Source organism: Pseudomonas sp. Irchel s3h9 (assembly GCF_900187475.1).
In the GTDB taxonomy this organism is placed as follows: domain Bacteria; phylum Pseudomonadota; class Gammaproteobacteria; order Pseudomonadales; family Pseudomonadaceae; genus Aquipseudomonas; species Aquipseudomonas neuropathica.
In genome coordinates this window covers 127,004-151,058 of the sequence record NZ_FYDH01000008.1, presented here as the reverse complement: position 1 = coordinate 151,058, position 24,055 = coordinate 127,004, and the positions used below count along the sequence as shown (strand labels likewise).

The following is a 24,055-nucleotide window of genomic DNA, read 5'->3' as shown; positions in this document are numbered from 1 at the left end:
CCGATGACCGATTCGACTCAACTGTTTCCACCGTTTGCCGAAGAAATGCTCCCCGGCGGCGGCCACCGTTCCTTCGTGTTGAAGCGCGGCCAATTGCTGCGCCTGACCGATCTGCGCGGCGGCGCCAACGTCAGCCTGACCTTGCTCAACGCCAATGAAAAAACCGAGCGGCTGAACCTGCCCGACAGCCTCAAATGCCAACACACCGCCAAGCTCACCAGTGGCCATTGCCTGTACTCGGACATGGGCCGCGTGCTGGCTGCAATCACCGCCGACACCTGCGGCTGGAGCGACAGCCTCGGCGGCGTGCTCTGCGCCGAAGAAGTCGCGCAGAAGTACGGTCAGGGCCGCTATCAGGAACTGCGCAACGGCTTCTTCCGCAACGGTACCGACAACCTGCTGGTGGAACTCGGCAAGTGGGGCCTGGGCCTCTCCGACCTGTTGATGACGCTCAATCTGTTCAGTCGCGTCAACGTCGACGAGGCCGGGCGTTTCCACTTCGTCGAAGGCAATTCCAAGGCTGGCGATTACATCGAACTGTACGCACCGATGGACACGCTGGTGGTGCTCACTGCGCTGCAGCACCCGATGGATCCGGCGCCGGAATACGCACCGAAACCGCTAAAGCTGAGCTGGATGAACGCCGACGCCAGCGTCGCCGAACACTGCCGCACCTCGCGCCCGGAAAATGAGCGCGGCTTTATCAACACCGACCGTTTGTTCGCCTGAGGATCGCTGCCATGTCAGTTGCTATCGCCACTTCGCAAAACCAACCCGACACAGCGGTGTACCGCGCCACGATCCCGGCCGGTGAACCCTGGCTGATGGAGGTCAAGGCCGGCCAGACCCTGCGCATCCTCGATCTAGAAGGTAATCAGGCCATCGATACGTTGTTCTACAGCCTCGCCAATCCCAAGGAACGCTACGACGTGCAGCGCACCTTGCGTCGGCAGAACAGCGTCTACCTGAGCACCGGCAGCGTGCTGTATTCCAACCTCGGCCACGCGATGCTGACCATCGTCGCCGACACTTGCGGACGCCACGACACCCTCGGCGGTGCCTGTGCACAAGAGAGCAACACCGTGCGCTACGCCCTGGAAAAACGCTACATGCACAGCTGCCGCGACAACTACCTGCGCGCTTGTGTCCATGATGGGCGACTGGGCAAAAGCGACATCGGGCCGAACATCAATTTCTTCATGAATGTGCCGGTGACGGCGGATGGCGGGCTGACCTTCGAGGACGGGATTTCGGCGCCGGGCAAGTACGTCGATTTGCGCGCGGAGATGGATGTGATCGTGCTGATTTCCAACTGCCCGCAGTTGAACAACCCGTGCAACGCCTATAACCCGACACCTGCGGAGCTGCTGGTATGGAACTGAAAATCAGCCGTTTGCGCCGTTGGCTATTCGCCCTGTGCCAGGCCCGTTCCGGCCAGTGCCTTAAAAAGTGAAACCACCACAAATCCCATTGTAGGAGTGAGCCTGCTCGCGATCGCGGTGTGTCAGGTACATGAGTTTTGACTGATCCGACGCTATCGCGAGCGGGCTCACTCCTACAGGGGCTCGGTGGTGATCTGAAGTGTTTTTTTCATCCGGGACGACCCGGATGTCTGTCGAAAAACGGCGGGACGGCCCGCTTCCCCTTCAGGGGTTATGCCATGTTCGAAAAAATCCTCATCGCCAACCGTGGCGCCATCGCCTGCCGCATCCTGCGCACCCTTGCTTCACTGCAGGTCAAAGGCGTGGCCGTGTATTCCGAAGCCGACGCCGCCAGCCTGCACATTCTGCACGCCGATGAAGCGCACAGCCTCGGTGAAGGCGCCGCTGCCGGTACCTATCTGGCAGTGGATAAAATCCTCGCCATCGCCCGACAAAGCGGCGCCACGGCGATCCATCCCGGCTACGGATTTCTCTCGGAAAACGCCGCGTTCGCCGAAGCCTGCGCAGCGCACAACATCGCTTTCATCGGCCCGACGCCGGAACAACTGCGCGTATTCGGCCTCAAGCACACCGCCCGTGCGCTGGCCAAACAGCACGGCGTGCCCATGCTCGAAGGCACCGAACTGCTCGACAGCCTCGACGCCGCGCTGATTGCCGGCGAACAGGTCGGCTACCCGGTGATGCTGAAAAGCACCGCCGGCGGTGGCGGCATCGGCATGCGCGTGTGCCGCAGCGCCAGCGAATTGAGCGAATCCTTCGAAGCGGTAAAACGTCTCGGCCAGAACAACTTTAGCGACGCTGGCGTGTTCATCGAGAAGTACATTCAGCGCGCCCGCCATCTGGAAGTTCAGGTGTTCGGTGACGGTCGCGGTGAGGTCATCGCCCTCGGCGTGCGCGACTGCTCGGTGCAGCGGCGCAATCAGAAAGTCCTCGAAGAAACCCCGGCGCCGAACCTGCCGCACGGCATGGCCGAAGAGTTGTGCGCAGCGGCGATCAAGCTGGCGAAAGCGGTGAACTATCGCAGCGCCGGCACGGTGGAATTCGTCTTCGACAGCGAGGCGCAGCGCTTCTACTTTCTCGAAGTGAACACACGGTTGCAGGTGGAACACGGCGTCACTGAACAAGTCTGGGGCGTCGATCTGGTGCGCTGGATGGTTGAGCTGGCGGCGGGTGATCTGCCGCCGCTGAGCGAGTTGTATCGCCAGTTGAAACCTGACGGCCATGCGATTCAGGCGCGGCTGTATGCGGAGGATCCGGGCCGCGATTTCCAGCCAAGCCCGGGCTTGCTGACGGCGGTGGAGTTTCCGCCGGCCAACGGCATTCAACTGCGCATCGATACCTGGGTCGAGGCTGGCTGCGAGATTCCGCCGTACTTCGATCCAATGATCGCCAAAGTCATCACCTGGGCGCCGAGCCGCGAACAGGCGCGTGCCGAGTTGCATCAAGCATTGGGCGATAGTTTGTTGTACGGCGTGGAAACCAACCGTGATTATCTGCGGCAGATTCTCCGCGACACTCCATTCGCCAGCGGCGAGCCGTGGACCCGTTGTCTGGAGAATCTGGTCTATCGCGCCAACACCTTCGAAGTGCTCAGCGCCGGCACGCAAACCAGCGTGCAGGACTATCCCGGTCGCCTCGGTTACTGGGCGGTCGGTGTGCCGCCATCGGGGCCGATGGACAGCCGTGCATTGCGTCTGGGCAACCGCTTGCTCGGCAATGCTGACGGGGCAGCGGCGCTGGAAATCACCATGAGCGGGCCGCTGTTGCGCTTCAATTGTGAAGCGGTTATCGCAGTGACCGGCGCGCCGATCGGCGTGACGCTCGAGGGCGAAAGCGTACCGATGAACACCGCCCTGCTGATCCCGGCGGGCGCAACGTTGCATCTGGGCAGCATCAGTGGCGCCGGGGCACGCAGTTATCTGTGCCTGCGCGGTGGCTTGCAGGTGCCGGATTATCTGGGCAGTAAAAGCACCTTCACCCTTGGCCAGTTTGGTGGGCATGGTGGTCGGGCGTTGCGTGCCGGGGACGTGTTGCATATCGCTGCGCTGAAGGATCGCAGTGCTGGTGAGCAACTGGCCGAGCAGCACATCACCGCGTTGCCGGCGGTGCGGCAGATTCGGGTGATTTACGGCCCGCACGGCGCACCGGAATACTTCACGGAAAACTATATCGGCACGTTCTTTGAAACCCAATGGGAAGTGCATTTCAACTCCAGCCGCACCGGTGTTCGTCTGATCGGGCCGAAACCGGAATGGGTGCGGGCCGACGGTGGCGAGGCCGGATTGCATCCGTCGAACATTCACGACAATCCGTATGCCATTGGCGCGGTGGATTTCACCGGGGATATGCCGGTGATCCTCGGCCCGGATGGCCCAAGCCTTGGCGGGTTTGTCTGCCCGGTGACGGTGATCGAGGCGGATCTGTGGCAACTGGGGCAGCTCAAGGCGGGCGATAGAATCCAGTTCATTCCGGTCAATCTAAAAACCGCTCGCGATCTCGCCTGTCAATGGGATAACTGTGGGAGCTGGCTTGCCAGCGATGGGGCCCGGCCAGACACCGCATTAACTTCATCGCTGGCAAGCCAGCTCCCACAGGATCTTGTGTCACCTGTGGTATTGGAGTTGGGTCAGGGGGATGTGCGGCTTGTTGCGCGGGTTTCCGGGGATACGCATTTGTTGTTGGAAATCGGCGAGCCTGAACTCAATCTTGTTCTGCGTTTCCGCGCCCACGCCCTCATGCAAGCGCTGGAACTCAAATCCCTGCACGGCGTGATCGATCTCACCCCCGGCATTCGCTCGCTGCAAATCCACTACCAGCCCGAGCAACTGCCGCTGGCCGATCTGCTCGGCATCGTCGCCGGTGAATGGGACGCGGTGTGCGCCGCCAACGACCTGCAAGTGCCGTCACGTATTGTGCATTTACCGCTGTCGTGGGACGACCCGGCTTGCCAGTTGGCCATCGAGAAATACATGACCACCGTGCGTAAGGACGCGCCGTGGTGCCCGAGCAATCTGGAGTTCATCCGCCGCATCAACGACCTGCCGAATCTCGACGAAGTACAGCGCACGGTGTTCGATGCGAGCTATCTGGTGATGGGCCTTGGCGACGTTTACCTCGGAGCGCCAGTCGCCACGCCGCTGGATCCGCGCCATCGCCTGGTCACGACCAAATACAACCCGGCGCGCACCTGGACCGCCGAAAATTCGGTGGGCATCGGCGGCGCCTACATGTGCGTGTACGGAATGGAAGGCCCCGGCGGTTATCAGTTTGTCGGGCGCACCTTGCAGATGTGGAATCGCTACCGCGAAGTCGCCGCGTTCGATGGCAAACCATGGCTGCTGCGCTTCTTCGATCAGATTCGTTTCTACCCGGTCAGCGCCGAAGAACTGCTGCGCATCCGCCGCGATTTTCCGCTGGGGCGTTTCGATCTCAACATCGAACACAGCCAGCTCAACCTTGCCGATTATCAGGCTTTTCTCAATCGCGAAGCCGAAGGCATCAGTGCCTTTCGTGCCCAGCAACAGGGCGCCTTCAACGCCGAACGCGAACGCTGGATCGCCAGCGGTCAGGCGCATTTCGACAGCGAAGAAGCCGTGCCGGAATCGACCGAGGATGCGCCACTGGCCGACGGTGAACAAAGCGTCGACAGCCACATCGCTGGCAATCTCTGGCAGGTGCAGGTCGAGGCCGGCAGCCGTGTCGCGGCGGGCGATGTGCTGGTGATTCTCGAGTCGATGAAGATGGAGATCCCGGTACTCGCGCCGCTGGCCGGGGTGGTGCGCGAGATTCGCGTGCAACCCGGTTCGGCGGTGCGCGCCGGACAACGGATCGTGGTGCTGGCACTCGACTGAAGCCAATTGGATAAGGATCTACTCATGAATTTGCAACTCGATGTTCTGCGCCAGGCCTATCGCAATGGCGACACCACACCGCGCCAACTGCTGCTGAAATTGCGCGAGAAAGCCGCCGCGCTGAACCCGGATTATCACTTGTTCATTCATCTGCTCAGCGCCGCCGAACTGGAGCCGTATCTCGCCGCCCTCGACGGTCGTGACCTCGACAACCTGCCGCTGTACGGCGTGCCGTTTGCAATCAAGGACAACATTGATCTGGCGGGGATTGCGACCACCGCCGCGTGTCCGGACTTTGCTTCTGTGCCGGAACGCTCTGCGACCATCGTCGAGCAGTTGATCGCCTTGGGAGCGATTCCGCTGGGCAAGACCAATCTTGATCAATTTGCCACGGGCCTCAACGGCAGCCGCTCGCCTTATGGCGCATGCCCGAACAGTGTGCTGACGGAATATCCGTCCGGCGGTTCCAGCGCCGGTTCGTCGCTGGCGGTGGCATTGGGCGTGGCGAGTTTTGCCTTGGGCACCGACACCGCAGGCTCCGGTCGGGTGCCCGCGGCGCTGAACAATCTGGTCGGGTTGAAGGCGAGCAAAGGGCTGATCTCCACGGCCGGCGTGCTGCCGGCTTGTCGCACGCTGGATTGCGTGACCACGTTCACCGCCACAGCGCGTGAGGCCAGTCAGTTGCTGGCGCTGACCGCCAAACTAGATCCGCGTGATGAGTACAGCCGTCGCAATCCATCGTGGAATGACGGCTCGGCGTTTGGAGCACCACGCGCATTTCGTTTCGGTGTGCCGCGCGCGCAGGATCTTGAGTTTTTCGGTTGCGTCGAAGGGCCGCTGTTGTTCGGCGATGCCATCGACCGGCTCAAGGCTTTGGGTGGCGAAGCGGTCGAACTGGACCTGTCGCCCTTCCTTGAAGCCGCGCGCCTGCTTTACGAAGGGCCCTGGGTTGCCGAGCGCTATAGCGTGGCGGGTGAGTTGATGGAGCAGAATCCCGAAGCGGTGTTACCGGTGATTCGAGCCGTGCTGGCGAAAGCCCCGGCGGTGACCGGCGTGCAGACCTTCCGTGCGCAGTATCGGCTGCAAGCCCTGAAAGCCCTGTGCGATCAGGCCCTCGAAGGCCTCGACTGCGTGCTGAGCCCGACCATCGGTCGTGCGGTGACGCTGGCCGAACTGCACGCCGAACCGGTGCTGCGCAACTCCGAACTGGGTTACTACACCAACTTCATGAACCTGCTCGACTACGCCGCCGTCGCCGTGCCGAGCGCGTTCATGGCCAACGGTTTGCCGTGGGGCGTGACGCTGTTTGGCCGGGCGTTCACCGATCAATACCTGTTGAGCGTGGCCGATGCGCTTCAGCGTCAGCTGGATTCCGACCTGCCGACACCGGCGAACGCAGCTCGCCATGATCGCGCACGCATTGTGGTGTGTGGTGCGCATCTGCAGGGGTTGGCGTTGAACTGGCAACTGACCCAGCGGGGTGGGCGCTTGCTGGAGACGACGTTGAGCTCACCTGATTATCAACTGTATGCGTTGGCTGGCGGCCCACCATTGCGGCCGGGAATGGTGCGGGTAAAGGATGGCGGCGTGACGATTGCGGTGGAAGTGTGGGAGTTGCCGAGCAGTGAATTGGGCTCGTTCCTCACCGGGATTCCGGCACCGCTGGGACTGGGCAAGGTGCAACTGGCGGATGGACGTTGGGAGAGCGGGTTTATTTGTGAGCCGTATGGACTGGAGGGTGCGCTGGACATCAGCCATTTGGGGGGCTGGCGGGCGTATCTTGAGACTCGGAACTGATCCAGAAACCAACCCTCACCCTAGCCCTCTCCCGGAGGGAGAGGGGACTGACCGGGGTGTTTGTCAGGTGGTTGTCATTCGGTGATACCGAGCCGAACACAATTTTTGAAATCACCACAATTTAGCTCCCTCTACCTCCGGGAGAGGGGACTGACCGGGGTGTTTGTCAGGTGGTTGTCATTCGGTGATACCGAGCCGAACACAATTTTTGAAATCACCACAATCTAGCTCCCTCTCCCTCCGGGAGAGGGCTGGGGTGAGGGAGCTATCCTTCTGACACACCCTCTACGTCATATCCCCCGCCATTTCAGGCATAAATCCCGCAGTCTTTTCCCGGCCATCCCACTAGAATGCATGCCATCGGGCCACTGCCAACGGAACCGCCATGCCGCTTCGTTCTCCCCTGTACTCGCAACGCTCGCTGGTCCTGACGCTGATCGCCCTGCTCGGCGCCGGGTTCCTCGCCACGTCGTTGCTCAGCTACTACGCCTCCCGCGAGTCGATCCGCGACAACATCGTCAACACCGAGCTGCCGCTGACGTCCGACACGGTCTACTCGGAAATCCAGAAAGACCTGGTCCGGCCGATCCTGATTTCCTCGATGATGTCCCGCGACACCTTCATGCGCGACTGGGTGGTCAACGGCGAACAAAACCCCGAGCAGATGACCCGTTACCTCGACGAGGTCATGACCCATTACGGCGCCTACACGGCGTTCTTCGTCTCCAACAGCACCCACACCTACTACCACGCCAAAGGCGTGCTCAAGCAGGTCAAGGTCGATGAACCGCGCGACGCCTGGTACTTCCGCGTGCGTGACATGAAGGATCCGTACGAGATCAACGTCGACCCGGATCTGGCCAACAAGGACAACCTGACCTTCTTCATCAACTACAAGGTTTACGACTATCACAACCGCTTCATCGGCGCGGCCGGGGTCGGTCTGACCGTGGACGCGGTGATCAAGCTGATCGACAAGTATCAACAGCGCTATCAACGCAGCGTGTACTTCGTCGACACCTTTGGCCGGTTGGTCCTGACCGGCGCCGAAGGCGGACCTGAAGACGCACACATCGGCCAGAGCCTGAGTGAACTCGAGAGCATGAAAAGCCTGGTCAGCCAGTTGCCGAAACCGCACAGCGGCAGCTACGAATACTCCGCCCACGGTCAGGGGCACTTCCTCAACGTGCGGTTTATTCCTGAGCTGAACTGGTACCTGTTTGTCGATAAACGCGAAGACGGCGCCCTGAGTGAAATCCGTCAGTCGCTGTATCTGAATCTACTGATCTGCCTGCTGGTGACGCTGATTGTGCTGGCGCTGCTCAACCGCGTGATCAAGCGCTACCAAAGCAAAATCCAGGCGCAGGCCATACTCGACAGCCTCACCGAACTGCCCAATCGCCGTGGCTTCGACATTCTCGCCGCACAGGCCCTGCACGAAGCCCGACGCGAGACCAAACCGTTAACCGCGCTGCTGCTCGACCTCGATCACTTCAAAGTGTTGAACGACACCTACGGGCACATGGCCGGCGATCAGGTGCTGATCGGTTTTGCCCGCGACCTGCAAAGTTGCCTGCGCCAAGTCGACATTGTTTGCCGCTGGGGTGGTGAGGAATTTATCGTTTTACTGAAGGACACCGACGGCGATACCGGTCAGAAAATTGCCGAAAAGATCCGCCAACACGTCGAACAACACGAATATGCCTACGACGGCCACAGCCTCAATCTGACGGTGAGCATCGGCGCCACCACCCTGCAACGCGATGACACCTTGCACAGCCTGCTGTCGCGGGCCGATCATGCGATGTACCGAGCCAAACAAACCGGCCGCAACCGCACCTGCGTGGAAATGCCTCACTCGACTTATGCCTGATTCCGACGTTAAACCCGATCATTGCCCGGCCTGCGGCGCCCGCAACGACTGCAGCTTGGCCGACCCGCGCACCGCCGACCGCGAATGCTGGTGCTATGGCGTCAGCATCGACCCGGCCGTGCTTGAAGCGCTGCCGCCAGAACTGCGCAACCAATCCTGCCTGTGCCCGCGTTGCGCGCAGGTCGAGGCGCAACTGCAAGCGGCCAAGCGGCCGATCCCGTAAGATGCGCGGCCCTTCATTGATCGAACTCTGAACATGCGTGTCGACCGTTTCCTCAGCAACCTGCCCCGCTACAACCGTCAGCAGGTTCGTCTGTTGCTGGTGGAAAAGCGCGTGCGGGTTGACGGAAAAGTCGTCAGCGATCCGCACAGCGAAGTGCTGGAATTCAGCCGTGTCGAAGTCGATGACGAAGTCCTGCAAAGCGGCAAACCGGCACGCTATTTCATGCTGCACAAACCGCCGGGCTGCGTCAGCGCCACCCGCGATCCGCAACATCCCACCGTGCTCGACCTGATCGATGAGCCGGACAAGGACGACCTGCACATCGCCGGACGCCTGGACTTCAACACCACCGGCCTGATGCTGATCACCAACGACGGCGCGTGGTCGCGCCGCTTGACCCAGCCGCAGACCAAACTGCCAAAGGTCTACTACGTCGAGACCGAGCAGGAGATTGGCGCGCAATATGCGAGCACCTTTGCCGAGGGGATCTACTTCGCCTTCGAAGACCTGACCACGCAGCCGGCGCACCTAGAGCTGCTCGGCCCACGCTCGGCGCGGCTGAGCATCGTCGAGGGCCGCTATCATCAGGTGAAGCGCATGTTTGGTTTCTTCAACAACAAAGTCCTGCGCCTGCACCGCGAATCCATGGGGCTTCTGCACCTCGATAACGCGCTAAAACCGGGCGAGTACCGCGCTTTGCGCACCGAAGAGATCCATTTGTTCTAAGCTCGCGACCGCTCAGCAGAAGTTGTCGAACAATTTACCAACGGCACTTGCGCGATCCCTACTCCCCTGCTTGAATCAGGACGTCGGCCAGATTGTGACCGATGAGTCACAACATACATCCAAGAAACTTTTTGCCGGTAGAGAGCCTTCAAGGCTCCGCCTCAGCCGGCAGACTGCCCGCCAATAACAATACCCGTCGACCGCAGTCATGGATCGACATGGGCCAAGCAAATTCCAGGCGTATGCCTACCTGTCACAAAGCTCGTGCAATCTCTATTTGCGCGCATACCCGCTTGCTTGCCAGGAGTCTTATGACATGAGGCCAGAAATCGCTGTGCTGGATATACAGGGTCAGTATCGGGTTTACACGGAGTTCTATCGCGCAGACGCCGCAGAAAAGACCATCATCCTGGTCAACGGCTCGATGGCCACGACTGCGTCGTTTGCACAGACTGTGAAAAACCTGCACCCGCAATTCAACGTGGTTTGCTACGACCAGCCCTACGCGGGCCGGTCAAAAGCCCACAACCGCCACGAGAAACATCTGACCAAGGACGTCGAAGGGCAGATTCTGCTCGAGCTGATTGACCACTTCGCCGCCGAACACGTGCTGTCGTTCTCCTGGGGCGGCGCCGCGACCCTGGTCGCCCTCGCCCAGCAGCCACGGCGCATCGAACGGGCGGTGATCAGCTCGTTCTCGCCAGTGATCAACGCGCACATGCTCGATTACCTCGAACGCGGCGTCGACTACCTCGGCCAGCGCGACGGCGACCGCGTCGGCCATCTGGTCAACAGCACCATCGGTAAACACCTGCCGTCACTGTTCAAACGCTTCAACTATCGCCACGTCAGCAGCCTCGCCGAGCACGAATACGGGCAGATGCACTTCCACATCAGCGACGTGTTGCACAGCGATCGGCAGTGCTATCTGAACGCAGCGAAAAAGATCAACGTGCCGGTGCTGTTTCTAAACGGCGAATGGGACGAATACACCGCAGCCGAGGACGCACGCCTGTTCGGCAACCACGTGGCGCAGAGCACGTTTACCACGCTACAAGCCACCGGGCACTTCCTCGACATGGAACACAAGGCCGCGTGCCGCGACAGCCAGAACGCCCTGCTCGGCTTTCTGAAACCGGCACAGCAAGCCAGCCGAACGCGTTACTCGTTTGTTCAGGATCAACATGCATTGGCTATTTGAAAGAGTGTCATCGCGCGCGAGGCTGCGGGGCTGGGATTTTGCTTTACGCACCGCAGTGCTCGCCCGTGATTGACCGTTTGCAGTGATTTAAAGCGTTCATGAGTAAAAGAAAAACTTCAAATCCGTGGCCGAGTCTGGTACAAAGTCAGCCGCTCTGAGCGGGTATAGTTTAATGGTAGAACAGTAGCTTCCCAAGCTTCCGACGAGGGTTCGATTCCCTCTACCCGCTCCACTCAACTTTTGTCTCACGTTGTGTTTTTTTGACGGGGGATGCAGGAACAGCAAAAACCGGCCTACAGGGCCGGTTTTTTTGTGTCTGAGATTTGAGGTTGGTCATTTGGGCAGCGCCGAACCATTCAGAAACACACTGCAGGTTGAAGATGCACCCTCCACCTGTACGCTTTTGTTCTCTCTAACGACAATCCTCGAGAAGTATGCGAGGCACGAAATGATGCCCATGGCTGGGATCAATGGCGGAGCAATCCCATGACAATCGGATTCAAACAGGAGTACGCAAGCCCATTCGCAGACTTCATCCGTAATGCGAAATCGCACGAAAAAAAGCGCGTTTACTGTGAAGTGCTGACCGAATCTACCAAGAAGCAAAATGAGGTGATGCTGGCTGCATGTAACAAGCATTCGGTGGTTGGCGCAGTTTCAATGCGCAGGCTGAGCGAAGTGATGACTTCAGGGGATTTCTCCCGTTGTGATCAGATTCAAGAATTGCTCTGAGTTGATGATAAAAGCCCCAGCCTCAAGTGCCTTGGAAACTTTGGTTGGCCCCGCATTTTCGCCATAACAAAGAAACGTCAGCGTCTTGCCTGCCGTACTCATGACCTTCAACCCATATTCCACTGCTTTTTGCTCAAGCTCAGCCCGTTGTGCAGCTGCGAACCCAGTGAAAAGAATTTGATTGATCCTACCCGGTGACATTTTCGGATGAGGCATTTGCGAAGCGGCTTCTGAAGCAACGAGCGCCGGTGGCTTTCGATCGTGCTGAAGCCTCGGAGAAGGAGGAGCGGCCTCGTTTAAGAGCAGCTCAGCCCCAAGCAATACTTCGATGATGCGATCCTTGCGATAGGTTTTAGGAAAGGTATCGCTGGCAGATCGTCCTTGAATGTAAGCCGAATTTTCTGACCATTGAATCAACTCTCGCTGACTTAAATCGCCCTTTGCATCTCTATAGCTGAATTTTAGAGTCGACATCCGTTTCACTCCCTTCTGACGATCACATGGCCAAATTCCATGCATTACTACGCGGCTTTATCGAGAGGTGACTTCCTTTCAACAGGCTCGTTGAATGTCCATGACCTTCGCCCATTAGAGTCAACGTTAGCAGCCCGAGAGTGACGTCAGAAAAAGATGTGTTCCATTATTTTGCAGCGAAAGATCGCCACATGAACATGAGCAAAACCCGGTAACACACCCACCTCACCATCGCGTCTGCCTTACCTAGACTGCGGTAAGCAACCCCGCCCGTCAGCGGAAGACGACCGACCGGTGGTTATAGTGTTGATCATATTAATTCAATGGGTATAGTACCCACCAAGCACACCACAGGGAGGTGTTGTGAATAGCCGTTTTTTAATCGGCCAACTCGTCGCAGACGGTTGGTATCTGGTACGGATCAAAGGAAGTCACCACCACTTCAAGCATCCGACCAAACCAGGACTGGTCACCGTGCCACATCCGAAAAAGGATCTGCTGAAGAAAACGGCCATCAGTATTTTGCAGCAGGCGCTGCTTTGACTCTCTGAGTCAGTTGCGCCATGGAGGACAACGAATATGCTCTACCCGATTGCGATTTCAATTGGCGATGACCATCACGCCTGGGGTGTAGAAGTCCCGGACATTCCTGGATGCTTTTCCGCAGGAGAGGATCTGGACGATGCCGTCGCCATGGCTCGCGAAGCCATCGAAGGTCATTTCGAGATTCTGGCGGACGACGACGCCCCCATTCCAGCGGCAAGCAAACTGAGCCTGCACGTGGCCAACCCGAAATACGCCGGTTGTGCATGGGCCGTGGTGGATATCGATGTGCTCAAGTATTTGGGCAAAGCCCAGAAGCTCAACATCACCCTGCCGGGCCACCTGCTCAATCGCATTGATGAGTATGTGTTGCATCACCCGGAAGAGAAAAGCCGTTCCGGGTTTCTGGCTTCGGCAGCGTTGAAGGTGTTGCAGCAGGGTTAAATCCTGAACTTTGGAAACCGGCCTAACGGCCGGTTTATTTATGTCTGTCAGATATCGACTCTACGCGGCAACTCAGCCGGCACAACCTTATCCAGGGCCTGATTCACCGCCAATTCGCCCAACATGACAACCTGCGCGATGCCGAGTGCAGTCTTGCGGTGCGAGGTGTCGAGCAGCGCGGCGAAGTTGTTGAGCATGGTGGTGGCCGAGCCGAGGGTTTCGCTGGCGTTGGCCAACAGGGATTCGGTGTCGTATTTCGGGTTGGCGAGGTACATCGGTTCGGGTTCGTGGGTGGAACCCATGATTCTGGCCGTGGGGCTGAGATAGTGGTCGAGGGCGCGTTCGGCGGCTTCGTGGAATTTCTTTGAATTGGGTGATTCGTAGGGGGATGCCGGATCGGCTTCCGGCGGATTTGGCGTTACTTTGAACATTTGGTGTATTCCAAAATAGGGCTACGACCATTCCGCTGCTACACGAAAGGGTGGCGGCTGTACGCAAGTTAGCAGACCGGGCGAATCCACCAAAATCCCGGCGCACCCGAGGGTGCCATGCGCACAGCCACCATTAAGCACAGGAGAACCTGGCTAAATGACGCTTGTACGATTTGGTGGAAACGCGTGGCTGCTAAACCCGATCACTGGAAATCAGTGACGCGAACCAAGTTACCGACCGCCTCCCAAGCGCACAAGCCGGCGGATTCTGGCGTAGCGGTAGGCAACGGCGCAAGGATTTGTAGGCTTCAGGACGTAACACCGAACACTTATAAACACTGACCACCGAATGCGTTTACGCAGCCAAAAATCTTGCAGAATTTTCCGATATTACAGATCCATAACACTCCACCGATTCTCACCTTCTTCTCGACCGACTAGCATTTCCCCATCAGCCACCACCCTCCCCCTGCGCGGCCATCGACGAATACGCGCCATCACCTTCGAGGGATTCCAATCGCGGCCACTTTGCCGCTGACGACCGAACTCAAAAGAGCCTTCACCATGACGCAAAACATTTACGACGATCCCGAATTCTTTCAAGGCTACAGCCAGATGAACCGCTCCATCGGCGGCCTCGACGCGGCGCCGGAGTGGCCGGCGCTCAAGGCGCTGTTGCCATCCATGCACGGCCTGAACGTGGTGGATCTGGGCTGCGGTTATGGCTGGTTCAGTCGCTGGGCGATCGAGCATGGCGCGGCCAGTGTCTTGGGCCTTGATGTCTCGGAAAAGATGCTGGAGCGGGCGCGGGAGACCACGACGGCGGCGAACATTCGTTATGAGCGCGCCGATCTGGAACAGCTCGATCTGTCCGGCTGTAGTTTTGATTTGGCCTACAGCTCACTGGCGCTGCATTACATCAAGGATTTGCCGGGGCTGTTTGCGCACCTGTACGCGGCGCTGAAACCGGGTTCGCACTTTGTGTTTTCCATTGAGCATCCGATCTTTATGGCACCGCGTAATCCGGGTTGGCTGGTGGATAATGAAGGCAACAAGCGTTGGCCGCTGGACAGTTATCAGTTGGAGGGTGAGCGGGTGACGAACTGGCTGGCTGAAGGCGTGATCAAGCAGCATCGTACGGTCGGGACATTGCTCAATTCGCTGATCGATGCGGGATTCACGATTCGACATGTCAATGAATGGGGGCCGAGCGAAGCGGAGGTCGCGGAGCAACCGGCGCTGGCGGAAGAGCGGGAGCGGCCGATGATGATGTTGGTGGCGGTGCAGCGTTGAGCGGGTTTGCAGCTTGATAAGCCCTCACCCTAACCCTCTCCCAGAGGGAGAGGGGACTGACCGAGTTGTTCTCTAGGGGTACGCCGACCTGAAATATCGAGCCGAACTCAGGTTTTGGAAGCGACACCAATCGGCTCCCTCTCCCTCGGGAGAGGGCTGGGCGGGCGGCGTTCCGATGAGGGGAGTCCGCAACCGCACCCAAAATCTTAAGCCGAACAATGGTCCAATTTATTTCAGCGAGTCGCGACAATGAATAACCGTGGAAATGGCAACAGCACCGAACCATCCGCCAGCGCCGGATAAGCCTTCTCAACCTCCGCCAGATACTGCTCCAGGTACTGCGCCTTTTCCGCCTCGGTCAGCGGATTCAAAAACGGAATCAACCCGCTCCCCTTGAACCACTCCACCACCCCCGCTGCCCCGCCAGACAGCTGATGGTGATAGGTGGTGCGCCACACATCGACCCGCGCACAGTGCGGCCGCAGCATCGAGAAATAATCGCTGGCACTCGCCATGTCGGTACGTTGCCCCGCTGCGCCCTCGAGTTTGCTGGCCCAAGGGCCATTCGCGGCGACTTCACGCATCAAGCGGTGGGAAGGTTCATTGAGGTTGTCCGGCATCTGGATCGCCAGACTGCCACCGGCCGACAACTTGCTGGCCAACGCCGGCAACAACGTCGCGTGATCCGGCACCCACTGCAACACGGCGTTGGCGAAGATCACATCGAACGGGCCTGCATCGGCCCACTTATCAATCTCGGCCACCTCGAACTGCAACTCTGGCAAGCGCTTGCGTGCGGCATCGATCATGTCCGCCGAGCTGTCCAGCCCGCTGACTTTCGCCCCGGGATAACGCTGTACCAGCAGCTCCGTCGAGTTGCCGGGACCGCAACCGATATCGACCACTGTTCGCGCTTCAGCCGCGGGAATCGCCGCCAGCAGATCGCGGGCCGGGCGGGTGCGTTCATCTTCGAAAGCGACGTATTGTTTGGCGGACCAACTCATTGCGTTCTCCTGTCGGGGCATTTCAGCGGTTCGACACGATACCGCGATCCAGCGCGCCTGCCTCTCCTACCAACGTCCGGTGACGTGGGTGGATTTGTAATTAGAATTTTCCACCAGCCGCCAATGTCTGAATTTCAAGACTCTTCCCAATAAGGAACACGGCTATGAAATTCGCAAAAATCTCCCAGAAGCTCGCGATGGTGGCCGGTAGTCCCAAGACCTTCATGGGCGCATTGATCCTGATCGGGCTGTGGGGACTGAGCGGGCCGATCTTTGATTACAACGACACCTGGCAACTGATCATCAACACCTCGACCACCATCATCACCTTCCTGATGGTGTTCCTGATCCAGAACACGCAGAACCGCGATACCGACATTCTCCATTTGAAGATCGATGAGTTGTTGTTGGTGACCAAAGAAGCGCAAAACGCGATGCTTGGGCTGGAGGCGCTGGATTTGAAGCAACTTGAGGCGTTGCGCAGGCACTACCGCTCGTTGGGCGAAGGGGAAGTGTTCAATCTAGAGGGGCTGGGCGAGAAGAGTAAGTCGAAGCAGGACTTGAATGAGTGCTAAAAAGCAAAAGATCGCAGCCTTCGGCAGCTCCTACGAAGTTTGGTGTAGGAGCTGCCGCAGGCTGCGATCTTTTAACCTTGATTAGCGGCTAGCCTGTAAGGCGCGAGCCTTCTCCAGATGGCTTTGCAGTTTCGGCAATGTCTCGTCGGCAAACGCCTTGATCTCCGGCACGTCGGTGGTCTGCGCTTGCTGCTGAATCTGCTCGATGGCCTCTTCAGTGGCTTTGACCTGACTGGCGGCGTAGGCCTGATCGAAGGAGGCGCCGTCGGTCACTGGCGGCATCAGTTCTTTAGCCTTGTCGGCCAGTTCTTCACGGGGCGCGACGGGCAGGTCGAGCTTCTTGGCGATCTTCGCCAGATGCTGGTTGGCCGTGGTGCGGTCGTTGATGACGACGATGGTGTAGTCCTTGACCTCTTTCGATTCGGCCTTGCTGTGGGCCAGACGACTGGCCTCGATGTCGGCCATGCCTTTGGCCGAGGCATCGTTGATGAAATCGGCGGGCGACTGGGCAAAGGCACTGCTGGCGCACAGACCCAACAGCGATGCAAAACTCACGGTGCGTATACGGGTGGCCATTCGGCTCATGGTCGCGCCCTCCTTACTTGCAAAATTCAAGCGGGAGCTTACGCCCCCGCCTCTCAATCAAAACTACCTTCACCGACTACTTCGATTTCTGAGCGGGCTTGCGGCCCATATCTGGTTTTGGCTCTTTGTCGACGGTCGTTGTGGTGGTTTTCCCACCTTTGCGACCTGCTTCAGAGGCCTTCGTTCGATCGTTGGCGAAGTTTCCCGAGTTCGAGTTTCTTGAATTAGGCATGATTCTCTACCTCTTGGTAATGATCGTGGCGAGCAGGTGCCCGCCTAGATTGAGAATTTTCTGGCCGGCAAAGGTTTAGAAAAATTGCAGTCGCTGCGACGAACGGCGGCCCCGGATCAACTATTCAACGCGTGATGGTTCAAGCGTTTGGCGGCGTACATCGCCTGATCGGCATGGCGAAAAAGTTGCTGTTCCTCACTGCCGTGCTCTGGATAGCGGGCGACGCCAATGCTCGGTTCGATGTGAAGGTTGTGGCCATCGAGGCGCATTGGTTGCACCAGGACCTGGCGGATTTTTTCCGCCACGCCGTCAGCATCTTCCGAAACCTGCACGCTGTGCAGCAGCACGATAAATTCATCGCCGCCAATTCTGGCCACGGTGTCGGTTTCCCGCACGCAGCCTTTTAGGCGGTTGGCCACGGTTTGCAGGAGCATGTCGCCGACCGCGTGACCGAAGGTGTCGTTGACCTGTTTGAAGCGATCCAGGTCGACATACAACAAGGCCATGTGCCCGGATTGCGCGCGCGCGCCGGCCAACGCGGCGTTCAAGCGATCGCGCAGCAATTCACGATTGGGCAGCTGCGTGAGTTGATCGTACTGCGCCATGCGCCGCAGGCGGGCGTGCAATTGCTGACGCTCGATGGCCGTGGCGACCTGAGCGCAAACGTATTGCAGCAATTCCTTGTCTTGCTCGGTGTAGCGCTCGCCGCCGGGCAGGCTTTTGACGATCAAGGCGCCGATGGTGCCGTTTTTCGAATTCAACGGCACGCCGAGCCAGCACGGCGCGTTCTGCCCCGCCACCAACTCGGCGAAATCGGCTGGGGAATCCGGGCTGTCCGGCGTCAGAAGAATCGGCTGGCCGCTACGGATAACTTCCGTGCACAGCCGCCCGGTGACGGTGCCCGGTTGCTCGGGCTGCAATTCGTGATCGTCGACGTGATAGGGGAAATTCAGTTGTGCGCAGTGCTCGTCGTACAGCGCCACGGAAAAATTCATCGCCGGCAGCCATTCGCCGATGATCAGATGAATACGCTTGAACAGCGCCAGCAGATCCTCAGCCGCATGGGCCGCTTCGGATATCGCATAGAGCGCAGCCTGGCGCGACTCGGCCTGCTTGCGCTCGGTGATGTCGCGCGCCACGGCGATGCGCAACTGATCGACTTCCGACCAGCGCGCCGACCAGAGGATATGCACGACGCTGCCGTCCTTGCGCAGGTAACGGTTTTCAAAGTTGAGTTTGGGTTCGCCACCCATGATTTCGTTGGCGGCAGCCAGAGTGCGCTGACGATCCGCCGGGTGCACCAGCTCGATCATTTGCCGGCCGATCAACTCTTCAGGCGAATAACCGAAAACACGCTCACAAGCGGCACTGACAAAAACGAAGCGACCCTGCTTGTCGACCGCGCAAACGGCGTCCAGCAACAGATCAATAAAACTCGCCAACGGCGCGGAATTTCGGCTTTCCATGGTTCAGCGTGGGTGTCCGGACAATGCAGCACTGATCAACCATCCCTGACCTTTTTATTGCGCCTCCCTGCACACATTTTCAAGCCTTGTTCGGCATCAGCCCCGGCAGTGCATGCACCAGCGCGTTGATGGCAAAACCGATAAACATCACGCCGCACAAGCGGGTGATAAGCAACTCATGACGCTGATACAGCGTGCGTACCCGTTGCGCGCCGACCACGCCAATCAGAATAGCGTAGGCCAGCAAGCCACCGAGGAAACTCAGGGCAATCAACGCCGGCAGCATCGACCAGTTGAGCAGTTCGGCGCGGCTCGACAACAGCGCGGTGAAGGTCGCGACCGCCACCGGATAAGCCTTGGGATTGGTCAAGCCGAACAGAATGCCGTGCCAGAACGGATTGCGCGCCGCGCCCTGGGGCTCGTCACCGTTGCGACGCTGGGCGCGCACCGCGCGCCAGCCGAGCCAGAACAGGTACACACCGCTGAGCACACCGAGCACATCAAACGCGGTGCTGCCGATTTCCCGGGCGCCGACAATCGCGATCAGCGCGGTGCTGCACCAGACCACATCGCCGAGCAGATGCCCGCAAAGAAACCCCGCCCCGGCCCGCCGCCCGTGGGCTGCACCGATGCCGAACACCGCCAGCACACCCGGCCCGGGCGTAATGCCGTAAATGAAACCCGAGGCCAGCACGGCCATTAGCAACGATGGAGTCATGGAAAACCTGCAAGCGCCAGAACACGTGGCCGCCAGTCTATAACAGACAAATGAGTCTGATCATGACTCGTCGTAAAAACGCATGCCGGCGTACGGTTTTTGCCGACACGCCGACAGCCGTGAAGCGAGATCGCCGACATGCGCTTCGAGCTTGTGGCCATCGGGATCGAGAAAGTAGAACGACGCACCTTCGCTGCGGTTATCCCGCCACTCTTGCACGTTTGCCGCTTGTAGCTTATGCACAAACGTTGAGAAATCGGCTGCATCGAGGCTGAAAGCGTAATGGGTGTAATCGGCGCACGGTTGACTCGAACGCAGCGGATCAAGCGACAGGCACAACCACAGCCCCGGCAGCGACAGGTAGGCGCCGGCATCCCACGTGGCTTCGACGCGCAACTGCAGCAGATCACGGTAGAAGGCGAGGCTGCGATTCAAATCGCTGACCGCGAGGGTCAGGTGGTTGAGGCCGGTGAGCATCGGGTCAGTAACCTCTGAGGTCTTCGGGGACGATGTATTGTTGGCCGTCGTAGGTCAGGGTGATCTGTTTTTGCTTCAGGCGAGTGGTATTGGAAACGCACTCTTTACCCGATTGAGTATTTTTCATTTTGCTGCCGCTGGTGGTGACGATCAAATCGGCTAGACCATGATGGCTGGAAGGGCCGATCTCGACGGTTCGGCGAATCGTCTTTGTGTAGCCTTCGCAATCATTCATGAACTCACCGTTGCTCTTGGCGACCACCAAGCCCTCCAGCACCGGACGCAACTCATTGCCTTCGCGAACATACAGCGCCAGATCGGTTTTTTCGTAGGGAATGGCGTGGGAACTGTGCACGAACTTTGAACGCAAGCCGAAAGCCCGAACCTCCGGCGCCAGTCGATAACGGGCGGTGTCGATGCGCAGATCCTCAAAGCGCACGGCATCGGAGTTGTAAGCCCCCGGTTTACGGTAAGTGACGATGGGGTTGTAAGTGCTCGCATTGACGATCGACAGATCCAGATCGAACACCCCGGCCTCATCGTCGCCGGCGTCGGCAAGGTAAGTGGATTTAACCGAAATCGCCTGGTTCTGCACGGCCGGCCAGACTTTGCAGCGCGACAGGGATTTGCCGTCGAAGTCTTTGGTCTGGCAGGCGGCCTGGGCTTGAGTTGCGAGGGCCAGAATACTAAGGGCTATAAGGAGTCTGGTGGGCGTGAGCATTGTTCTTCCTTGATAAGAGTCGTGTTAGGCAGGCCGCTTAAAGGCCTTTGAAGCCTTGCGGCAAGACGTAAGACTTTCCGTCATAACGCAATGTTGTGAGAACGGGTGGGTAATGGGTGATTTTATCTTCACAAGTCTCTGCGTCGCCCACGCTGCTTGTGCCGGTTTGCTGAGTCTTGACGATCAGGTCCGCGTAACCATGGGAGCTTGTTTTGGCGACTTCCACCGTTCTGATAGTTTCGCTGCGTTCACCTTCGCAAACATCATTCCATTCGCCGCTGTATTGGGAGACCAGCAACTGGCTCAGGACTGGACGCAACGTTGCGCCCTCTCTCACGTAAAGCGAGAGTTGAACCTCTTCCAAAGGATTAAGACGGGATCCATTGGTGACACGGGCACGCACACCGAAGGCACGGAAATCGGCAGCAACTTTGTAGCGTGCAGTATCGAGTGCCAGTTCCACCAAGGCTACGCCGTCAGTTTCAAAAGCAGCGGCTTGATGATAAGTGGCGACAGGAACTGATCGTCCATCCTGTAATACAGACAAATCAACATCGTAAAAGCCGTGCGAGTTTCCCTCGACATAATCGGAAGCTCGCTCGAACCTGGCGGTGGCGCTGAGGGTCTGCCCGGGATAGGCCGGCCAATCCTTACAAACCGAAAAATCCAGATCCCCCGACACTACCGGCGGCGTGCAATCGGCCAATGCCTGCCCCGCCAGCAACCACCCGCACAATGCCGCACATCCGATCCAGCCAGACTTCATTGTCAATTCCCGCTCCTTGATTACTTTTTCAGCCGCGCACTATCCCTTGCTATATCGGCCCTTTCAACCGAATCATCGGTAGACCAAAGCGCATTTCCCGTTTGGTAGCGAGAAGCAGTTGACGGCGTCGCGGGTGGCGGGGCGATGTTGGTGATCGCGGGGGGTGTTGTTGATTCGGATGCTTGAGAGGAGCGGACTGGCTGTTAGCTGATGTCATGAATCCATGATTTTTCTGCGTCTGGAAGTCAGTCTTCGCGAGCAAGCTCGCTCCCACAGGGGAATGCATTTCAACTGGGAAATGCGATCAACTGTGGGAGCGAGCTTGCTCGCGAAGAGGCCAGCCCCTTCAGCGAAGGCTTGTCAGCCCTCCCCGTCAGTCCGCTACCGTCAACAATCGCACCAGATGAGCGGCTTCATTTCTCTGCCCCAGTACCAACACTGACGACTCCTGCAGACAGGCATCCTGCGCAATCCATTCGATACCGGCGGCGCCTTCGACATCAAATGCAGGATCCACGGCGCCATCGACCAAAAAGCCTCCGGTGAGTAAGCGTCGTTCGCCGTCCGAGGTCTGCCCGACCGTGACGATTCGCGGACCGGGGAAGTCATCCAGCGCAAACCCTGCGCTCCAGCTTTTAAGATCCAGTGGCCGCGTTGCGGCAGTAATGACTGGCGCACCGCCGTTGAATGCTGGATCAAACTCACCGTCGCGGGTGATCCCGCTGATGAAGCCATGCTGACGCTTTTCCCCGGCAGACGACTCGACGGCCGATCCGATCAACAACAGGCGCTGCGCCGATTGCCCAACGATGCGATTCACCGAGCTTTCGAGCGGTGCACCCGCATTTTGCAGTTCCAGCAGCAGCGTACCGTCCTTGCCGAACGACGTGGCAACCTGCCCGGAACGCTCGTAAGCCATGACTAAACCTTGGTTGGTCACTTCAGTCTTGCCATGGACCAGAATCTGCCCATCGTCCAACTGCGTAACCCCGTGCAACGTGATCGCCACACCGGAAAGCGTCAGGTGAATCCAGCCTTTGCCTGCAAACTCCGGGTCATCCTTGCCATCCAGAAAAAAACGCGTCAACAACCCGCTGCCCCCTTGAGAGGTGACGAAAAGCAATCTGTCCGGCAGCGCTTTCGCTGGAGTGGAGTGCGCCAGTATCAAGCGGCCGCCCGTGGCATTGTTCAGCACGGGAATACGCGTCGGCACGACTCGGTAGCCAGTCTGTCCATCACCAAACTCGGGATCGAGCGTACCGTCCGGTTTGAATCGAGCGATGATTTGCTCAAGCTTGCCTGCTGCATCTGCAAGCACTGCGCACAACCAGAATACGCCGCTCTCACCGACGGCCAGGTGCCCGCCTTGTGAAAATCGCCCCCTGACAAACTGACCGTGAAGGTACCCGCCCTCGCCGAAGCTGGTATCGAGATGACCGTCCGCGAGCAGTCGCGTCAGGCCGTAATGCGAGGCTCCCGATTCATCGATGACGGTCGTACTGACCATGATGTGTCCCGAAGGCAGCAGTGCGACACTTTTCCCGATGGTTTTGCGCGCGGCTGGAAACTGCAGTGTTTGCAGGCCCGAATGGGCAAAGGTCTGATCCAGCTCACCGGCTGATCGTGCTTTACGTGCATTGGCTTTCGGCATGTTCGTGTGCTCCTCAAGGCGATCGGAGTCGACCCCCGTTGTCAGAGCATTCGATCCGAAGCAGCCACAGCAGACAACTGACAGAAATGACAGTTTTTTAGAAGAAAACGAAATTACCGATCAAGTAAAAAAAGCTAAAAAACTGGTAGTTCTTACAGGTTCTAAACGGGACACACCGTGCCAGTGTTTCGTTTCAAATTCAGCCTGAAACGAGAAGCACAATGAGCACTCCCGACAAGCCCAATACGCAACCTGTCCCGCCCCCGACCATCACCTACCCCGAAGAGGACAAGAACACGGGGGTTGCAACACTGTTTCTCGGCAGCGGTATACCGGGGGCTCTGGTGCAGGTCTGGAACGTTGAAGAGACACATTCGCTGGGTGGAGGACAGGTCAGCGCAAAGGGACGATGGGCGTTTAGCTTCAGCGGTGCCCAGTTTCCGGGAGAGCATAGGATCAAGGCCCGCCAGGAGGTGGATGGCGTCATGTCAGGTTGGAGTGAAGTGCGCAAATACAAGGCGCTCTTGGTGCCCCCCGTCAACATTCCGATAGTGATGGGACCGGAGGAAGAAGCGGAGGTAGATGCCGTTCCGGTCTTTTATGGCAATGTCACCAAGCCCATTGGCATCGTTAGCATTATCGATTTGGACACCGACCTGGAGATTGCCAGAGCCAGCGTCGACAGCGAAATGCAATGGCATACTCAAGCTACACCCCCCCCTAACGAAAGGCAGGTATCGAATATCCGCCATTCACAACATCAACGGAGAATTGTCAGACTGGGGCCGTGTTCGAACATTTACGGTGATCACTGAGGACAAAGACAAGGG

At 58.6% G+C, this 24,055-nt stretch carries 25 protein-coding genes and 1 tRNA gene; 15 read left to right on the top strand and 11 right to left on the bottom strand.

Going from position 1 to position 24,055, the window contains the following annotated elements; genetic code table 11:
* Positions 1 to 3: 3 nt before the first annotated feature.
* The 10 genes from CKW26_RS15175 to CKW26_RS15130 all read left to right on the top strand — a co-directional run bounded on the left by CKW26_RS15175 (position 4) and on the right by CKW26_RS15130 (position 11,845).
* Complete coding sequence (locus CKW26_RS15175; protein ID WP_095049202.1) at positions 4 to 729, top strand: urea amidolyase associated protein UAAP1; 726 nt, start codon at positions 4 to 6, stop codon at positions 727 to 729.
* 11 nt (positions 730 to 740) lie between these two features.
* A complete protein-coding gene (locus CKW26_RS15170) occupies positions 741 to 1,382 on the top strand; it encodes an urea amidolyase associated protein UAAP2 (RefSeq protein WP_095049201.1) in 642 nt (213 codons plus the stop codon).
* Positions 1,383 to 1,660: 278 nt separating this feature from the next.
* Positions 1,661 to 5,293, top strand: coding sequence for an urea carboxylase (uca, locus tag CKW26_RS15165; protein ID WP_095049200.1), 3,633 nt, complete (start codon positions 1,661 to 1,663; stop codon positions 5,291 to 5,293).
* A 24-nt stretch (positions 5,294 to 5,317) separates the two neighbouring features.
* The gene (gene atzF / locus CKW26_RS15160) at positions 5,318 to 7,090 is read left to right on the top strand and encodes an allophanate hydrolase (protein ID WP_095049199.1); all 1,773 of its coding nucleotides are present in this window, start codon (positions 5,318 to 5,320) and stop codon (positions 7,088 to 7,090) included.
* Positions 7,091 to 7,475: 385 nt separating this feature from the next.
* Positions 7,476 to 8,963 (top strand): sensor domain-containing diguanylate cyclase, encoded by a 1,488-nt coding sequence (locus CKW26_RS15155; RefSeq protein WP_095049198.1) that lies wholly within the window; start codon positions 7,476 to 7,478, stop codon positions 8,961 to 8,963.
* Complete coding sequence (locus CKW26_RS15150) at positions 8,956 to 9,186, top strand: cysteine-rich CWC family protein (protein WP_064119704.1); 231 nt, start codon at positions 8,956 to 8,958, stop codon at positions 9,184 to 9,186. Before CKW26_RS15155 ends, CKW26_RS15150 begins: the two co-directional genes overlap by 8 nt.
* 33 nt (positions 9,187 to 9,219) lie before the next feature.
* Complete coding sequence (locus CKW26_RS15145; protein WP_095049197.1) at positions 9,220 to 9,912, top strand: pseudouridine synthase; 693 nt, start codon at positions 9,220 to 9,222, stop codon at positions 9,910 to 9,912.
* A gap of 316 nt (positions 9,913 to 10,228) precedes the next feature.
* Positions 10,229 to 11,113 (top strand): alpha/beta fold hydrolase, encoded by an 885-nt coding sequence (locus CKW26_RS15140; protein ID WP_095049196.1) that lies wholly within the window; start codon positions 10,229 to 10,231, stop codon positions 11,111 to 11,113.
* A gap of 158 nt (positions 11,114 to 11,271) precedes the next feature.
* A tRNA-Gly gene (locus CKW26_RS15135) sits at positions 11,272 to 11,345 on the top strand.
* Positions 11,346 to 11,599: 254 nt separating this feature from the next.
* On the top strand, positions 11,600 to 11,845 hold the full coding sequence (locus CKW26_RS15130) for a hypothetical protein (RefSeq protein ID WP_095049195.1): 246 nt from the start codon (positions 11,600 to 11,602) through the stop codon (positions 11,843 to 11,845).
* Here the strand turns inward: CKW26_RS15130 and CKW26_RS15125 are convergent.
* Positions 11,801 to 12,319: a BRCT domain-containing protein gene (locus CKW26_RS15125; RefSeq protein ID WP_095049194.1), complete on the bottom strand. Its 519-nt coding sequence runs from the start codon at positions 12,317 to 12,319 to the stop codon at positions 11,801 to 11,803. The two genes, CKW26_RS15130 and CKW26_RS15125, sit on opposite strands and share 45 nt — an antisense overlap.
* Before the next feature lie 363 nt (positions 12,320 to 12,682).
* Here CKW26_RS15125 and CKW26_RS15120 point away from each other — a divergent pair, with 363 nt between their 5' ends.
* Together CKW26_RS15120 and CKW26_RS15115 are read left to right on the top strand one after the other, a co-directional pair.
* Positions 12,683 to 12,862, top strand: a complete 180-nt coding sequence (locus tag CKW26_RS15120; RefSeq protein WP_095049193.1) for a type II toxin-antitoxin system HicA family toxin — start codon at positions 12,683 to 12,685, stop codon at positions 12,860 to 12,862.
* Between the two features lie 36 nt (positions 12,863 to 12,898).
* A complete protein-coding gene (locus CKW26_RS15115; protein WP_007911473.1) occupies positions 12,899 to 13,306 on the top strand; it encodes a type II toxin-antitoxin system HicB family antitoxin in 408 nt (135 codons plus the stop codon).
* Between the two features lie 47 nt (positions 13,307 to 13,353).
* On the opposite strand, the gene CKW26_RS15110 is transcribed toward CKW26_RS15115, so the two are convergent.
* A complete protein-coding gene (locus CKW26_RS15110) occupies positions 13,354 to 13,737 on the bottom strand; it encodes a DUF6124 family protein (protein ID WP_095049192.1) in 384 nt (127 codons plus the stop codon).
* Between the two features lie 564 nt (positions 13,738 to 14,301).
* Here CKW26_RS15110 and CKW26_RS15105 point away from each other — a divergent pair.
* Positions 14,302 to 15,030 carry a bifunctional 2-polyprenyl-6-hydroxyphenol methylase/3-demethylubiquinol 3-O-methyltransferase UbiG gene (locus tag CKW26_RS15105; RefSeq protein ID WP_095049191.1) on the top strand — a complete coding sequence of 243 codons (729 nt, stop codon included), beginning with the start codon at positions 14,302 to 14,304 and terminating at the stop codon, positions 15,028 to 15,030.
* A 233-nt stretch (positions 15,031 to 15,263) separates the two neighbouring features.
* Here the strand turns inward: CKW26_RS15105 and tam are convergent, their stop codons facing one another.
* Entirely contained in the window at positions 15,264 to 16,034 is a 771-nt protein-coding gene (gene tam, locus CKW26_RS15100; RefSeq protein WP_095049190.1) for a trans-aconitate 2-methyltransferase, read from the bottom strand.
* 164 nt (positions 16,035 to 16,198) lie between these two features.
* Between tam and CKW26_RS15095 the strand changes: the two genes are divergently transcribed.
* The gene (locus tag CKW26_RS15095; RefSeq protein WP_007911483.1) at positions 16,199 to 16,609 is read left to right on the top strand and encodes a low affinity iron permease family protein; all 411 of its coding nucleotides are present in this window, start codon (positions 16,199 to 16,201) and stop codon (positions 16,607 to 16,609) included.
* A gap of 81 nt (positions 16,610 to 16,690) precedes the next feature.
* Here CKW26_RS15095 and CKW26_RS15090 read toward each other — a convergent pair whose 3' ends face one another.
* The 8 genes from CKW26_RS15090 to CKW26_RS15055 all read right to left on the bottom strand — a co-directional run bounded on the left by CKW26_RS15090 (position 16,691) and on the right by CKW26_RS15055 (position 23,225).
* Positions 16,691 to 17,194 (bottom strand): DUF4142 domain-containing protein, encoded by a 504-nt coding sequence (locus CKW26_RS15090; protein WP_095049189.1) that lies wholly within the window; start codon positions 17,192 to 17,194, stop codon positions 16,691 to 16,693.
* 76 nt (positions 17,195 to 17,270) lie between these two features.
* The gene (locus CKW26_RS15085; RefSeq protein ID WP_007911485.1) at positions 17,271 to 17,426 is read right to left on the bottom strand and encodes a KGG domain-containing protein; all 156 of its coding nucleotides are present in this window, start codon (positions 17,424 to 17,426) and stop codon (positions 17,271 to 17,273) included.
* A gap of 116 nt (positions 17,427 to 17,542) precedes the next feature.
* On the bottom strand, positions 17,543 to 18,892 hold the full coding sequence (locus tag CKW26_RS15080) for a bifunctional diguanylate cyclase/phosphodiesterase (RefSeq protein WP_095049188.1): 1,350 nt from the start codon (positions 18,890 to 18,892) through the stop codon (positions 17,543 to 17,545).
* Positions 18,893 to 18,971: 79 nt separating this feature from the next.
* Entirely contained in the window at positions 18,972 to 19,610 is a 639-nt protein-coding gene (locus tag CKW26_RS15075) for a LysE family translocator (RefSeq protein ID WP_095049187.1), read from the bottom strand.
* A 60-nt stretch (positions 19,611 to 19,670) separates the two neighbouring features.
* Positions 19,671 to 20,087, bottom strand: a complete 417-nt coding sequence (fos, locus tag CKW26_RS15070) for a fosfomycin resistance glutathione transferase (RefSeq protein ID WP_095049186.1) — start codon at positions 20,085 to 20,087, stop codon at positions 19,671 to 19,673.
* 4 nt (positions 20,088 to 20,091) lie between these two features.
* Complete coding sequence (locus CKW26_RS15065) at positions 20,092 to 20,808, bottom strand: hypothetical protein (RefSeq protein ID WP_095049185.1); 717 nt, start codon at positions 20,806 to 20,808, stop codon at positions 20,092 to 20,094.
* A gap of 37 nt (positions 20,809 to 20,845) precedes the next feature.
* On the bottom strand, positions 20,846 to 21,574 hold the full coding sequence (locus CKW26_RS15060; RefSeq protein WP_342593400.1) for a hypothetical protein: 729 nt from the start codon (positions 21,572 to 21,574) through the stop codon (positions 20,846 to 20,848).
* A 373-nt stretch (positions 21,575 to 21,947) separates the two neighbouring features.
* Positions 21,948 to 23,225 (bottom strand): hypothetical protein, encoded by a 1,278-nt coding sequence (locus CKW26_RS15055; protein WP_095049183.1) that lies wholly within the window; start codon positions 23,223 to 23,225, stop codon positions 21,948 to 21,950.
* Positions 23,226 to 23,446: 221 nt separating this feature from the next.
* On the opposite strand from CKW26_RS15055, the gene CKW26_RS15050 reads away from it, so the two are divergent.
* A complete protein-coding gene (locus CKW26_RS15050; RefSeq protein WP_177409256.1) occupies positions 23,447 to 24,040 on the top strand; it encodes a hypothetical protein in 594 nt (197 codons plus the stop codon).
* Positions 24,041 to 24,055: the final 15 nt, after the last annotated feature.

Coding starts and splice junctions, on each gene's coding strand:
- CKW26_RS15175 (WP_095049202.1), top strand. CDS start 4: ATGACCGATTCGACTCAACTGTTTCCACCGTTTGCCGAAGAAATGCTC.
- CKW26_RS15170 (WP_095049201.1), top strand. CDS start 741: ATGTCAGTTGCTATCGCCACTTCGCAAAACCAACCCGACACAGCGGTG.
- uca (WP_095049200.1), top strand. CDS start 1,661: ATGTTCGAAAAAATCCTCATCGCCAACCGTGGCGCCATCGCCTGCCGC.
- atzF (WP_095049199.1), top strand. CDS start 5,318: ATGAATTTGCAACTCGATGTTCTGCGCCAGGCCTATCGCAATGGCGAC.
- CKW26_RS15155 (WP_095049198.1), top strand. CDS start 7,476: ATGCCGCTTCGTTCTCCCCTGTACTCGCAACGCTCGCTGGTCCTGACG.
- CKW26_RS15150 (WP_064119704.1), top strand. CDS start 8,956: ATGCCTGATTCCGACGTTAAACCCGATCATTGCCCGGCCTGCGGCGCC.
- CKW26_RS15145 (WP_095049197.1), top strand. CDS start 9,220: ATGCGTGTCGACCGTTTCCTCAGCAACCTGCCCCGCTACAACCGTCAG.
- CKW26_RS15140 (WP_095049196.1), top strand. CDS start 10,229: ATGAGGCCAGAAATCGCTGTGCTGGATATACAGGGTCAGTATCGGGTT.
- CKW26_RS15130 (WP_095049195.1), top strand. CDS start 11,600: ATGACAATCGGATTCAAACAGGAGTACGCAAGCCCATTCGCAGACTTC.
- CKW26_RS15125 (WP_095049194.1), bottom strand. CDS start 12,319: ATGTCGACTCTAAAATTCAGCTATAGAGATGCAAAGGGCGATTTAAGT.
- CKW26_RS15115 (WP_007911473.1), top strand. CDS start 12,899: ATGCTCTACCCGATTGCGATTTCAATTGGCGATGACCATCACGCCTGG.
- CKW26_RS15110 (WP_095049192.1), bottom strand. CDS start 13,737: ATGTTCAAAGTAACGCCAAATCCGCCGGAAGCCGATCCGGCATCCCCC.
- CKW26_RS15105 (WP_095049191.1), top strand. CDS start 14,302: ATGACGCAAAACATTTACGACGATCCCGAATTCTTTCAAGGCTACAGC.
- tam (WP_095049190.1), bottom strand. CDS start 16,034: ATGAGTTGGTCCGCCAAACAATACGTCGCTTTCGAAGATGAACGCACC.
- CKW26_RS15095 (WP_007911483.1), top strand. CDS start 16,199: ATGAAATTCGCAAAAATCTCCCAGAAGCTCGCGATGGTGGCCGGTAGT.
- CKW26_RS15090 (WP_095049189.1), bottom strand. CDS start 17,194: ATGAGCCGAATGGCCACCCGTATACGCACCGTGAGTTTTGCATCGCTG.
- CKW26_RS15085 (WP_007911485.1), bottom strand. CDS start 17,426: ATGCCTAATTCAAGAAACTCGAACTCGGGAAACTTCGCCAACGATCGA.
- CKW26_RS15080 (WP_095049188.1), bottom strand. CDS start 18,892: ATGGAAAGCCGAAATTCCGCGCCGTTGGCGAGTTTTATTGATCTGTTG.
- CKW26_RS15075 (WP_095049187.1), bottom strand. CDS start 19,610: ATGACTCCATCGTTGCTAATGGCCGTGCTGGCCTCGGGTTTCATTTAC.
- fos (WP_095049186.1), bottom strand. CDS start 20,087: ATGCTCACCGGCCTCAACCACCTGACCCTCGCGGTCAGCGATTTGAAT.
- CKW26_RS15065 (WP_095049185.1), bottom strand. CDS start 20,808: ATGCTCACGCCCACCAGACTCCTTATAGCCCTTAGTATTCTGGCCCTC.
- CKW26_RS15060 (WP_342593400.1), bottom strand. CDS start 21,574: ATGAAGTCTGGCTGGATCGGATGTGCGGCATTGTGCGGGTGGTTGCTG.
- CKW26_RS15055 (WP_095049183.1), bottom strand. CDS start 23,225: ATGCCGAAAGCCAATGCACGTAAAGCACGATCAGCCGGTGAGCTGGAT.
- CKW26_RS15050 (WP_177409256.1), top strand. CDS start 23,447: ATGAGCACTCCCGACAAGCCCAATACGCAACCTGTCCCGCCCCCGACC.